The 11,851-nt window shown below is 74.1% G+C and carries 10 protein-coding genes; 8 read left to right on the top strand and 2 right to left on the bottom strand.

The features are described 5' to 3' along the window. Positions 1-59 precede the first annotated feature (59 nt). From QNH85_RS06950 to QNH85_RS06925, 6 genes are all read left to right on the top strand, one after another. Positions 60-1,019: a carbohydrate ABC transporter permease gene (locus QNH85_RS06950; RefSeq protein WP_428830367.1), complete on the top strand. Its 960-nt coding sequence runs from the start codon at positions 60-62 to the stop codon at positions 1,017-1,019. A gap of 52 nt (positions 1,020-1,071) precedes the next feature. Next, positions 1,072-1,998 (top strand): carbohydrate ABC transporter permease, encoded by a 927-nt coding sequence (locus tag QNH85_RS06945; RefSeq protein WP_282945466.1) that lies wholly within the window; start codon positions 1,072-1,074, stop codon positions 1,996-1,998. Between the two features lie 129 nt (positions 1,999-2,127). Next, complete coding sequence (locus tag QNH85_RS06940; RefSeq protein ID WP_282945465.1) at positions 2,128-3,492, top strand: ABC transporter substrate-binding protein; 1,365 nt, start codon at positions 2,128-2,130, stop codon at positions 3,490-3,492. Beyond that, positions 3,489-4,289: a glycerophosphodiester phosphodiesterase gene (locus tag QNH85_RS06935; protein WP_282945464.1), complete on the top strand. Its 801-nt coding sequence runs from the start codon at positions 3,489-3,491 to the stop codon at positions 4,287-4,289. Before QNH85_RS06940 ends, QNH85_RS06935 begins: the two co-directional genes overlap by 4 nt. A gap of 88 nt (positions 4,290-4,377) precedes the next feature. After that, positions 4,378-5,298 (top strand): 4-hydroxy-tetrahydrodipicolinate synthase, encoded by a 921-nt coding sequence (gene dapA, locus QNH85_RS06930; RefSeq protein ID WP_282945463.1) that lies wholly within the window; start codon positions 4,378-4,380, stop codon positions 5,296-5,298. A 15-nt stretch (positions 5,299-5,313) separates the two neighbouring features. Beyond that, positions 5,314-6,999, top strand: a complete 1,686-nt coding sequence (locus QNH85_RS06925) for a ribonuclease J (RefSeq protein ID WP_282945462.1) — start codon at positions 5,314-5,316, stop codon at positions 6,997-6,999. A gap of 160 nt (positions 7,000-7,159) precedes the next feature. Here the strand turns inward: QNH85_RS06925 and QNH85_RS06920 are convergent, their stop codons facing one another. Further along, positions 7,160-8,305 carry a DNA glycosylase AlkZ-like family protein gene (locus tag QNH85_RS06920; protein WP_282945461.1) on the bottom strand — a complete coding sequence of 382 codons (1,146 nt, stop codon included), beginning with the start codon at positions 8,303-8,305 and terminating at the stop codon, positions 7,160-7,162. 33 nt (positions 8,306-8,338) lie between these two features. Then, positions 8,339-8,551, bottom strand: coding sequence for a WHG domain-containing protein (locus QNH85_RS06915; protein ID WP_282945508.1), 213 nt, complete (start codon positions 8,549-8,551; stop codon positions 8,339-8,341). Between the two features lie 53 nt (positions 8,552-8,604). Between QNH85_RS06915 and QNH85_RS06910 the strand changes: the two genes are divergently transcribed. Further along, the gene (locus tag QNH85_RS06910) at positions 8,605-9,015 is read left to right on the top strand and encodes a hypothetical protein (protein ID WP_282945460.1); all 411 of its coding nucleotides are present in this window, start codon (positions 8,605-8,607) and stop codon (positions 9,013-9,015) included. Positions 9,016-9,254: 239 nt separating this feature from the next. Beyond that, positions 9,255-11,837, top strand: a complete 2,583-nt coding sequence (locus tag QNH85_RS06905; protein WP_428830373.1) for an FtsK/SpoIIIE family DNA translocase — start codon at positions 9,255-9,257, stop codon at positions 11,835-11,837. Positions 11,838-11,851: the final 14 nt, after the last annotated feature.

The raw sequence follows: 11,851 nt of genomic DNA, 5'->3' as shown, positions 1-11,851 counted from the left end.
GGGCCGCGACGGAGCGGTCCGCCCGCCACCTGCCCCCTGAACGAAGCGGATCTTCCCCCGTGTCCACTGCTGACGTCCTCGCCCCGCCGCCGGCGGCCGTGCCCTCGGGCACGAGCCCCCGCCGGCGCGGGGCCCTGCAGCAGCGCCGCCGCCGGTCGGCCCTGCTGTGGTTCCTCCTGCTCGCCGGGCCGAACGTGGCCCTGCTGCTGGTGTTCGTCTACCGGCCCCTGCTGCAGTCGTTCTACCTGTCCACCCTCCAGTGGAACCTCGGCTCGCCCGTCGCCCGCCAGATCGGCCTGGGCAACTACGTCGAGCTGTTCAGGTCGCGCGGGTTCGGCCAGATCGTCGGGACCACCGTGGTGTTCACCGTCGCGACGGTCGGCGGCGCGATGCTCCTCGGCCTCGGCCTCGCGGTGCTGCTCAACCAGAAGCTGCGGGGGCGGGGCTTCGCCCGGACCGTGGCGTTCGCGCCGTACGTGCTGTCCGGGTTCGCGGTCGGCATCCTCTGGCTGTTCATCTTCGACCCGCGGTACGGCCTCATGCGGGAGGTGCTGAGCTGGGTCGGCGCCACCTCGCCGCAGTGGTACACCGAGCGCCCCTGGCCGCTGGTCATGGTGATCGTGGTCTACCTCTGGAAGAACCTCGGCTACGTCGCCCTCATCTACCTGGCGGGCCTGCAGTCGGTCCCGCAGGACCTCAAGGACGCGGCCGCCCTCGACGGGGCGTCGTCCTTCCGGACGCTGCGGTCGATCATCCTGCCGCTGCTCACGCCGACGTCGTTCTTCCTGCTGGTCACGATGATGCTGGCCTCGCTGCAGTCCTTCGACATCATCAAGGCGATGACGCAGGGCGGGCCGCTGGGCTCCACCACGACGCTCATGTACTCCGTGTACCAGGAGAGCTTCGTCAACGGCCGCGCCGGGTACGCCTCGGCCGTCGCCACCGTCCTGTTCCTCGTGCTGCTGGCGGTCACCGCGGTGCAGATGCGGTTCGTCCAGCGAAAGGTCCACTACGCATGATCACACCCCACGACCTCGCTCGCTGCGCTCCCGAGCCCGCGGGGGCCCCGAGATGAGCGTCCTCACCTCGCCTCGCCCGGCGGCCGGCACGGCGGCGACCCCGCGGCCGTCGGACGGCGTCGGCGTCCGCCCCACCGCGGCCTCCTCCCGCCCCGGCCGCCGCAGCCGCCCGCACGTCGCCAGCTACGTGACGATGATCCTGGCGACCGTCGTGCTCGGCGCCCCGCTGCTGTGGCTGCTCCTGGCGAGCCTGAAGACGCCCGCCGAGCTCTACCAGTTCCCGGTGCAGTGGCTGCCGGGCGCGCCCAGCCTGGACAACTACGCGCAGGCCGCGCAGACCGTGCCGCTCGGCCGGCTGCTCGCCAACAGCGTCGGCCTGACGGTCGTCGGCGCGGGCCTCAAGGTCGTCCTGGGCCTGACGTGCGCGTACGCGCTGGTCTTCCTCGACTTCCCGTTCAAGAAGGTCGTGTTCGGCCTGGTCATCGCCACCCTGATGATCCCGCCGCAGGTCACGATCATCCCGAACTACACCCTGGTCGCCGACCTCGGCTGGCTGAACACCTACCAGGGCATCCTCGTGCCCGGGCTGGCCAGCGCGTTCGGCACCTTCCTGTTCCGCCAGCACTTCCTCACGCTGCCCACCTCGATCCTCGAGGCGGCGGAGCTGGACGGCGCCGGGCACTGGCGCAAGCTCTGGCGGTTCGTCGTCCCGATGAGCGCGCCCACGATCGCGGCGGTCACCCTCGTGTCCGTCGTCACCGAGTGGAACGACTACCTCTGGCCGTTCCTGGTCATCGACCGCGCCGACAAGATGACGCTGCCGATCGGCCTGACACTCCTGCAGAACATCGACGGCCTCACCAACTGGGGCGTGCTGCTGGCCGCCACGGTCGTCGTCACGCTGCCGATCCTCGTCGTCTTCCTGGTCCTGCAGCGCCGGCTCGTCGCCGGCCTCACCGCGGGGGCCGTCACGGGCTGACACCCGCCCAGCACCCCCCGCACCCCCGAGACGTGGCCGGTCCGCCGGCCGCCTGAGACGGCCGCGCCCCCGCGCGCCCGTCAGCCGAGCACCGCACCGCGGTGCACGACCCCCCGAAGGAGCACCACCGTGTCCCACCCCCAGAGGCGTCGCCGCGGTCTTCCCGCCCTCGCCGCTGTCGTCGCCGGCACGACCCTCGCCCTCACCGCGTGCGGCGGCCCGAGCACCGCCGCGAGCGGGTCGGAGGCGTCCGAGTCGACGGAGTCGACCGACTGGTCGCAGGTCGAGCCCGCCTCCGAGATCACCTGGTGGAGCAACCACCCCGGCCAGTCCCAGGCGGTGGAGGAGCAGCTCATCGCCGCGTTCGAGGCCGAGAACCCGGACATCACGGTGAACCTGGTCACCGCCGGCGCCAACTACGACGAGGTCGCCCAGCGCTTCCAGGCCGCGTCGCAGACCGACGAGAAGCCGGACCTGGTGATCGCGTCCGACGTGTGGTGGTTCCGCTACCACCTGAACGACCAGATCATGCCGCTCGACGACGTCTTCGAGTACCTGGACGCCGACGCCGAGGACCTGCAGCCGGGCCTGTACGGCGACTACGAGTACGACGGCCAGCACTGGGCCGCCCCGTACGCGCGGTCGACGCCGCTCTTCTACTACAACAAGACGATGTGGGAGGCCGCCGGCCTGCCCGACGAGGGCCCGGAGACCTGGGAGCAGCTCCAGGAGTGGAGCACCGCGCTGGAGGCCCAGGTGCCCGAGGGTGGCTCGCCGTTCGGCCTGAGCCTGGGCACGTCCTGGTCGGCCTGGTGGTTCGAGAACATGATCTGGGGCCAGGGCGGCCAGTACTCCGACGAGTTCGAGGTCACCCTCGACTCGGAGGAGGCGCTCGCGGGCGGGGAGTTCCTGCGCGACCTGTTCCACGGGGACCAGGCCATCGCCACGGTCTCCGCGGACGACTCGATGACGGACTTCGCGTCGGGCCTCATCGCGTCGACCATCGGGTCCACGGGCTCGCTCAAGGGCGCGCTCGACGCCGCGCAGTTCGAGGTCGGCACGGCCTACCTGCCCGACGGCCCGCAGGGCGGCGGCACGCCCACCGGCGGCACCGGCCTGGCGATCTCCTCCTCCAGCACCCCCGAGGAGCAGCTGGCGTCGGCGATGTTCCTGGAGTTCCTGACGAACACCGAGAACACCGCCACCTTCTCGCAGGCCACCGGCTACATGCCGGTCCGCACGTCGGCCGTCGAGTCCGACACCATGAAGGCCGTCTACGAGCAGTACCCGCAGTTCCGCACCGCGGTGGACCAGCTCGCCGAGAAGGCCCGCCCGCAGGACTACATCCGCGTGTTCGTCCCCGGCGCCGACGCGCTGCTGACGGACGCCCTGGAGCAGATCGTGCTGGAGGGCACCGACCCGGCCGCGGCGTTCGAGTCCGTCGCGCCGCAGATCGAGACGGCCTACCGCGAGAACGTGGAGCCGTACCTGTGACCGACGCCGTCACGACCGGGACCGGGGTCGCCCGCACGGGCGGCCCCGGCCTCGGGGTCCCCGCGGTCGTCGCGCACCGCGGGAACTCCGCGGTCGCGCCGCAGAACACCCTCGCCGCGTTCGAGGCCGCATGGCGGGCCGGCGCGGCGAGCATCGAGATCGACATCCAGCTCAGCGCCGACGGGCACGTCGTGGTCATCCACGACGACACCGTCGACGCGACGACCGACGGCCAGGGCGTCGTCGCCGAGCTGGGCCTCGACGCGCTGCGGTCCCTCGACGCGGGCTCGTGGTTCGCCGCGGCCTACGCCGGGCAGCGCGTGCCGACGTTCGCCGAGGTCCTCGACCTCCTGGCCCGCCGCCCCGGCATCGACCTGCTGCTGGAGCTCAAGGGCCCTTGGTCCGCCGAGCAGGTGCGGCCCGTCACCGACGCGATCAGCGCCGCGGGGCTGGCCGACCGGGTGATCGGGCAGAGCTTCTGGCCCGAGTCGGTGGAGGCGCTCGCGGAGGCCGACCCGGAGCTCCGCCGGGGGCTGCTGGTGTTCCAGGTCCCGGCCGACCCGGCCGAGCTGGTGCGGCTCTGCGCCGACCTCGGCGTCATGACGTGCAACCCGTACGGGCCGCTGCTGGTCGAGCACCCCGACCTGGTCGAGCGACTGCACGCCGCGGGCCTGCAGGTCATGGTGTGGACGCTCAACGAGCCGGAGCACTGGGCGGCCGCGACGGCGCTCGGCGTCGACGCGGTCATCACCGACCGCCCCGACCGGCTCGCGGGCTGGCTCGCCGCCCGCGCGTAGCCGCGGCACGGCCACCAGGCGCCGCGCACCGCGTCCCCACCTCGGACGCGGTGCGCGGCGGCCGGGGGCGGGGCGGTACCGTGGGGGCATGCTCCCCGCCACCCCGTCGCGTCCGTTCGGCGCGGTGCTCACCGCCATGGTGACGCCGATGCGGGAGGACGGATCGGTCGACCTGGACGCCGCCGTCTCCCTGGCCACGCACCTCGTGGACCACGGGCACGACGGGCTGGTGCTGAACGGCACCACCGGGGAGTCGCCCGCGACGCACGCCCCGGAGAAGGCCGAGCTGATCCGCGCGGTCGTCGACGCGGTGGGGGACCGGGCGGCCGTGGTCGCCGGCGCGGGCTCCAACGACACGCTGCACGCCGTCCGGATGGCCGAGCAGGCCGCCGACGCCGGCGCGGACGGGCTGCTCGTCGTGAGCCCGTACTACTCGCGGCCGTCGCAGACCGGCGTGGTCCGGCACATCCAGGCCGTCGCGGACTCGACCCCGCTGCCCGTCATGCTCTACGACGTGCCGGGGCGCACCGGGGTGCGGTTCGCGCAGCCGACGCTCGACGCGCTGGCCGCGCACGAGCGCGTCGTCGCGATGAAGGACGCCACCGGCGACCTCTACGCGGCCGCGACCGCTGCCGCCCGCACGGGGCTGGCCTGGTACAGCGGGGACGACTCGCTCTACCTGCCGTTCCTCGCGCACGGCGCGGCGGGCATCGTCAGCGTGGTCGGCCACGTCGCCGGCCCGCAGCTCGCCGCGATCACCGCGGCGCACGACGCGGGGGACCACGCCCGCGCCCTGCAGATCTTCCTGTCGATCGCACCGGCGGTCGACGCGCTGAACGGCCAGGGGTTCCAGGCGGTCGCGGCCAAGGCCGCCGTCTGGTCCCTCGGTCTGATCCCGTCCCGGCACCTGCGGCTGCCCAACGTGGCCGCCACGGACGAGGACGTCGAGGCGGTGCGCGCGGGTCTCCGCGCGGCCGGTCTCGCGGGCGTCCTCGCCACTGCGCCGTAACCGACCAGGAGAAGAATGTCCCACCCGCACCCTGACCTCGCCCTGCCGCCCGCCCTGCCCGAGGGCGGTCTGCGGATCGTGGCCCTCGGTGGCCTCGGCGAGGTCGGCCGCAACATGGCCGTCCTCGAGTACGACGGCCGGCTGCTCATCATCGACTGCGGCGTCCTGTTCCCCGAGGACCACCAGCCCGGCGTCGACCTGATCCTGCCGGACTTCGACTACATCGCCGACCGCATGGCCGACATCGACGGCATCGTGCTCACCCACGGGCACGAGGACCACATCGGCGCCGTCCCGTACCTGCTGCGCCTGCGCAAGGACATCCCGCTGATCGGCTCGCAGCTGACGCTCGCGTTCGTCGAGGCGAAGCTCAAGGAGCACCGGATCACCCCGCTGACCCTCGCGGTGAAGGAGGGGCAGACCGAGCAGGTCGGCGCCTTCTCGTGCGAGTTCGTCGCGGTGAACCACTCGATCCCGGACGCCCTGGCCGTGGCCGTGACCACGCCCGCCGGCACCGTGCTGCACACCGGCGACTTCAAGATGGACCAGCTGCCGCTGGACGGCCGCATCACCGACCTGCGCGCGTTCGCCCGCCTGGGCGAGAAGGGCGTCGACCTGTTCATGGTCGACTCCACCAACGCCGAGGTGCCGGGCTTCGTCGCCCCGGAGCGGGACATCGGCCCGGTGCTCGACGGGGTGTTCGCGACGTCCGCGCGCAAGATCGTCGTCGCGTCGTTCTCCTCGCACGTGCACCGCGTGCAGCAGGTCCTGGACGCCGCCGCCGCGCACGACCGCAAGGTGGCGCTCGTCGGCCGGTCGATGGTGCGCAACATGACCATCGCCGCCGAGCTCGGCTACCTCAAGGTGCCCGAGGGCGTGCTGGTCGACCAGAAGCGCATGGGGGACATCCGCGACGACGAGCTCGTGCTGATGTGCACCGGCTCCCAGGGCGAGCCCATGGCCGCGCTGTCCCGGATCGCCAACAACGACCACAAGATCTCGGTCGGCCTGGGCGACACGGTGATCCTCGCGTCGTCGCTGATCCCCGGGAACGAGAACGCCGTCTACCGCGTCATCAACGGCCTGACCCGGCTCGGCGCGCGCGTCGTGCACGGCGGCAACGCCAAGGTGCACGTCTCCGGCCACGCCAGCGCCGGCGAGCTCCTGTACTGCTACAACATCCTCAAGCCGCGCAACGTCATGCCGGTGCACGGCGAGGTCCGGCACCTGGTCGCGAACGGCGCGCTCGCCGTGAAGTCCGGCGTCCCGGCCGACCGCGTGGTGCTCGCCGAGGACGGCGTGGTCGTCGACCTGGTCAACGGGCGGGCCAGCGTCGTCGGCGCCGTGCCGTGCGGGTACGTGTTCGTCGACGGCTCCAGCGTCGGCGGCATCACCGAGGCCGACCTCAAGGACCGCCGCATCCTCGGGGACGAGGGCTTCATCTCGATCTTCGTGGTCGTCAGCAGCACCGACGGCAAGGTCCTGGCCTCCCCGCAGATCCACGCGCGCGGATTCGCCGAGGACACCGCGGTGTTCGAGGACATCCTCCCCGAGGTCGTCGCCGCGCTCGAGGACGCCACCCGCGGCGGGGCCGTCGACACGCACCAGCTCCAGCAGGTCGTGCGCCGCGTCGTCGGCCGCTGGGTGTCCAACCGCCTGCGCCGCCGGCCGATGATCATCCCGGTGGTCGTCGAGGCCTGAGCCCCGCGCGTCCCCGGCGCCCCGGCCCGGTCCCGCACGCCCCGGCGCGTGCGAGGCCGGGCCGTCGTCGTCCCTGCCGCGCGCGAGGTCGTCACTCGCGCACGAGGTCGTCACGCAGGACGGACGACCTCGGACCGATGTGACGACCTCGCCGGACCGGTCACGCGACCTCCGCGCCGCGGAACGCCGCCAGGCGCGCGTGCTCGGCGGCGACCGCCTCCTGGAGCCCGGCGTCCCACGGGACCCACGGGTCCAGCTCCAGGGCGAGCCGCCGGCCGCGCGCCCGCGGGCGCCACGTGCCGACGACGTCCCCGTCCGCGAGCACCGCGCCGGGCCGGCCGAGCACGGGCCACAGCGCCTTGTGCCGGTCGGCGTCCGTGACCAGCACGTGCCGGTCGCGCGCCTGCAGGAACAGGTCGTACGGGCCGAGCAGCCGGACGACCGGCGCGTCCCCGTCGCGGGCGGCGTCCTGCAGCGCCGGCAGGTCGTCGGCGAGCACCGCGACCTCGGCGCCGTCGAGCTCGACCGGGACCGCGTCGGCCGGCCACCGGCGCCGGACGTCCGCGGGCGGGGCGTCGAGGAACGCGGCCACGTGCTTCGGGTCGGTGGGACCCAGCAGGTGCAGCACGCCCCGGACGAGGTCGAACGGCCCGTCCGCGTCCGGTGCCTCGTCGGCGGGGCGCTCGACGGCGCCGACCTGCCGCGCCGGGAACCGCGGGGCGCGGCGCAGCACCGGGGGAGACGTGTCGGGCTCCAGCTCGAGCCCGCCGTGCAGCGCGGCCAGCCGGAACGGCATCTCCCACATGTGCGTGACGCCGCACGACCGGCACCACCGCAGGTACGGGCCCGGCAGCTCGCGGGTCATCCGGGTGGAGACGCCGCCCTTGTCGAGCGGCTCGTCGACGACCTCGCGCATGGTGCGTGCCACGCGCGCCAGGGCGTCGAGGGGCCGCAGGTCCGCGGCGCGCAGCGGCTTCGCGGCGTCGTAGATCCGCTTGCGCGCGTCCGCGTCGGAGTACGGCCGCACCGCGCGCTGCACGGCGGGCAGGTCCGCCCGGCGGTACGCGTGCGGGGCGCCCCGGACCGTCCAGGCGAGCGCGAGCGCGTCGTCCCACGCGTGCGCCGCGACGGGCACCCCGCGCAGCGCGAGCGCCCACAGCGCGCCGTCCGGGCCGGTGTCCTGCACCCCGAGGTCGAGCACGGCGGCGTCGGTGACGGCGCGGGCCGGGTCGACCGGGCGGTCGAGCTGCTGCACGCGCAGCCGGTGCCGGCGGACCTGGGCCGCGGTGACGACGGGGTTCCCCATGCGGCCCACCGTGCCACCGCGCACCGACACCCGCTACGGCGTGGGCGCCGCCCCGAGCAGGGCGGGTCCGGCCGCCCGCAGCGCGGAGGTGTACCGGGCGGCGCGCTGGTCCGGGGTGCCAGGCAGCAGACCGTGCAGCTCCAGCTCGACGAGCCCGTGCACGAGCGCCCAGAGCGTGAGCGCGGGCTCGCGGGCGTCGGCGGCGCGGCCGGAGCCGGCCAGGACCGCGGCGACGGCGGCGTGCAGGCGGTTCTCGAACGATGTTCCATAACAACGTTCGCGAACGCGAGGGGGTCGCCATGATCGAGCTCACGGACGCCGCGCGCGTCACCGCCGGGGTGGTCGCCCTGACGATCGTCGCCATCGAGTCGGGCGGTTGGTTCCTGCTGCGCGTCGTCACCGGGCGCGAGCCGGCGACCGACCTGCAGCGCTCGTTCTACCGGGCGGGCCACGCCCACGCCGGGGTGCTCGTCACGCTCGGCCTGGTGTGCCTGCTGCTCGGGGAGGCGACGGACCTCACGGGCCCGTGGCGCTGGCTCGCGCAGACCGGGGTGCTCGTCGGGGCGGTCGCGCTGCCGGCCGGCTTCTTCCTGTCCGCCGCGGGCCGCGGCCGCACCCGGCCGAACCGCGCGGTGGTGCTGCTGCCCGTCGGCGCGGTCGCCGTCGCCGCGGGCGTGGTGACGCTGGGCGTCGGGCTCCTGACCGCCTGAGCCGCACGGTGCTGCGCAGGGGCGCGGTGTGACGCCCGGCACCGACACGCGACCGCGGCGGGGCAGATCCGCGGGTCGCGGGGGCTCGGCGACTACCGTGAGGATCATGGCCGCCCGTCCGTCCTCCACCGCCACCCGTGCGGCGGCCCCCGCCCGCGCCCGCCCCCCGGCACCCGCCGCGCGCGCCGGCGGCGCCGCGAGCCACCCGCCCCGCCCCGCGACCCGCCCTCCCGCTGCGGATCGTGCGCGGCATCTGGATGGGCGGCGCGCACGTGATCGGCGGTGCCGCCCGCAAGGTCGGGCACGGCGCCCGCGACCTCGACCCCGCCCTGCGCCGCGACGGCGCCGCGTTCTTCCTGCTCGCGCTGGCGATCGTCGTGGCGGCGCGCGAGTGGTGGGGCCTGGACGGCATGGCGGGCGACGCGGTGCACGTGGTGGTCGCCGGGACGTTCGGCCGGGTCGCCGTCGCGGTGCCCCTCGCCCTGGTCGCCGTGGCCGTGCGGCTGATGCGGCACCCCGAGCAGAACCAGGCGAACTCCCGGATCGGCATCGGCCTGACCGCCATCACGCTCGCCGCGTGCGGGCTGGTGCACGTGCAGCAGGACCTGCCTGCCCCCGCGAACGGCTTCGAGGCGGTCCGCGACGCGGGCGGCATCGTCGGGTACCTGGTCGGCACGCCGCTGGTCAGCCTGGTCACCGCGTGGGCGGCCGTCCCGCTGCTGGTGCTGCTCGCGTTCTTCGGGCTGCTCGTCGTGACGGCGACCCCCGTCAACCAGATCGGCCCGCGCCTGCGCGGCGTGTACGACCGGCTCACCGGCAACCACCGCGACGAGGAGCCCGAGGACGACGACGCCCCGCTCGTCATCAACGCCGGCCACACGGCGGTCGAGGAGCCCCCGGCCAAGCCGCGGCGCTCGCTGCTGGGCCGGCGGAAGAAGGACCGCACCGAGGAGGAGCTCGAGGCCGACCGGCTCGAGGGCTACGCCGGTGACGAGGCGTTCGAGCGGGCCGCCTTCGTCGAGCGCGAGCGCCGGCGCCGCGAGGAGGAGGACGCCACCGCGGTCCTCGAGCCCGACGACGTGGCCCCCGACGTCGACGCCCCGCGCCCGCCCACCGCGCCGACGCAGGCGGTCACGGCCGTCGGTGCGGCGGGGGAGGCGGCGCGTCCCGAGCTCGTCGCACCGCCGACCACCGGCGTCCCGCGCGGCGAGCAGCCGGTGCTGGGCGGCGACGTCCTCTACACGCTCCCGTCGGAGGACGCCCTGGCCAAGGGCGCGCCGCACAAGGTCCGGTCCGCCGCGAACGACCGCGTCGTCGAGGCGCTCACCAGCGTGCTCGAGCAGTTCGAGATCGACGCCCAGGTCACCGGCTTCACCCGCGGCCCGACCGTCACGCGGTACGAGGTCGAGCTCGGCAAGGGCATCAAGGTCGAGCGGGTCACGGCGCTGTCGAAGAACATCGCCTACGCGGTGGCGAGCGCCGACGTGCGCATCCTGTCGCCGATCCCCGGCAAGTCCGCCATCGGCATCGAGATCCCGAACACCGACCGCGAGACCGTCTCGCTCGGCGACGTGCTGCGGTCCAGCGCCGCCCGCCGCACCGAGCACCCGATGGTCATCGGCGTGGGCAAGGACGTCGAGGGCGGGTACGTCACCGCGAACCTCGCGAAGATGCCGCACCTCCTGGTCGCCGGTGCGACCGGCGCGGGCAAGTCGTCCTTCGTGAACTCGATGATCGTCTCGGTCCTGATGCGTGCCACGCCGGACCAGGTCCGCATGGTGCTCGTCGACCCCAAGCGCGTCGAGCTCACGATCTACGAGGGCATCCCGCACCTGATCACCCCGATCATCACCAACCCCAAGAAGGCCGCCGAGGCCCTGGAGTGGGTGGTCCGGGAGATGGAGGCGCGGTACGACGACCTCGCGATGTTCGGGTTCAAGCACATCGACGACTTCAACGTCGCCGTGAAGGCCGGCAAGGTGAAGCCGCTGCCCGGCTCGGAGCGGAAGATCGCGCCGTACCCGTACCTGCTGGTCATCGTGGACGAGCTCGCCGACCTCATGATGGTCGCCCCGCGCGACGTCGAGGCGTCGATCCAGCGGATCACCCAGCTCGCGCGCGCCGCCGGCATCCACCTGGTGCTCGCCACCCAGCGGCCCTCCGTGGACGTCGTCACCGGTCTGATCAAGGCGAACGTGCCGTCCCGCCTGGCCTTCGCGACCTCGTCGCTCACCGACTCCCGCGTGGTGCTCGACCAGCCCGGCGCCGAGAAGCTGATCGGCCAGGGCGACGCGCTGTTCCTGCCGATGGGCGCCGCGAAGCCGATGCGCACCCAGGGTGCCTGGGTGAGCGAGTCGGAGATCCACGCGGTCGTCGCCCACGTGAAGACCCAGCTGAAGCCCGTGTACCGCGAGGACGTCGCGGTCGTCGCCGCGAAGAAGCAGGTGGACGAGGACATCGGCGACGACCTGGACCTGCTGCTGCAGGCCGCGGAGCTCGTCGTGACGACGCAGTTCGGCTCCACGTCGATGCTGCAGCGCAAGCTGCGGGTCGGGTTCGCGAAGGCCGGGCGCCTGATGGACCTGCTGGAGTCCCGCGAGATCGTCGGCCCCTCCGAGGGGTCCAAGGCCCGCGAGGTGCTCATCACGCCGGACGACCTGCCCGGGACGCTCGCGATGCTCCGGGGCGAGCCGGAGCCCGCGGCCGCGGGCAGCGGCGGCGGGGCTGCCGCGGACGACCGGTACGCCGCGCCCGAGGGCCGGATGCCGGGGGAGCCGCCGGAGGCCGTCGACTACTTCGACGACGCCGACGACCTGCGCTGACGGCGTCCGGCGCG

It is taken from the genome of Cellulomonas endometrii (assembly GCF_949769265.1).
In the GTDB taxonomy this organism is placed as follows: Bacteria; Actinomycetota; Actinomycetes; order Actinomycetales; family Cellulomonadaceae; genus Cellulomonas; species Cellulomonas endometrii.
Note: the sequence above shows the minus strand (reverse complement) of the source record. Positions and strands in the feature narration are given on the sequence as shown.

Bases quoted from the DNA above. Each gene is read 5' to 3' on its own strand.
- QNH85_RS06945 (WP_282945466.1), top strand. From the start codon at position 1,072: ATGAGCGTCCTCACCTCGCCTCGCCCGGCGGCCGGCACGGCGGCGACC.
- dapA (WP_282945463.1), top strand. From the start codon at position 4,378: ATGCTCCCCGCCACCCCGTCGCGTCCGTTCGGCGCGGTGCTCACCGCC.
- QNH85_RS06925 (WP_282945462.1), top strand. From the start codon at position 5,314: ATGTCCCACCCGCACCCTGACCTCGCCCTGCCGCCCGCCCTGCCCGAG.
- QNH85_RS06920 (WP_282945461.1), bottom strand. From the start codon at position 8,305: ATGGGGAACCCCGTCGTCACCGCGGCCCAGGTCCGCCGGCACCGGCTG.
- QNH85_RS06910 (WP_282945460.1), top strand. From the start codon at position 8,605: ATGATCGAGCTCACGGACGCCGCGCGCGTCACCGCCGGGGTGGTCGCC.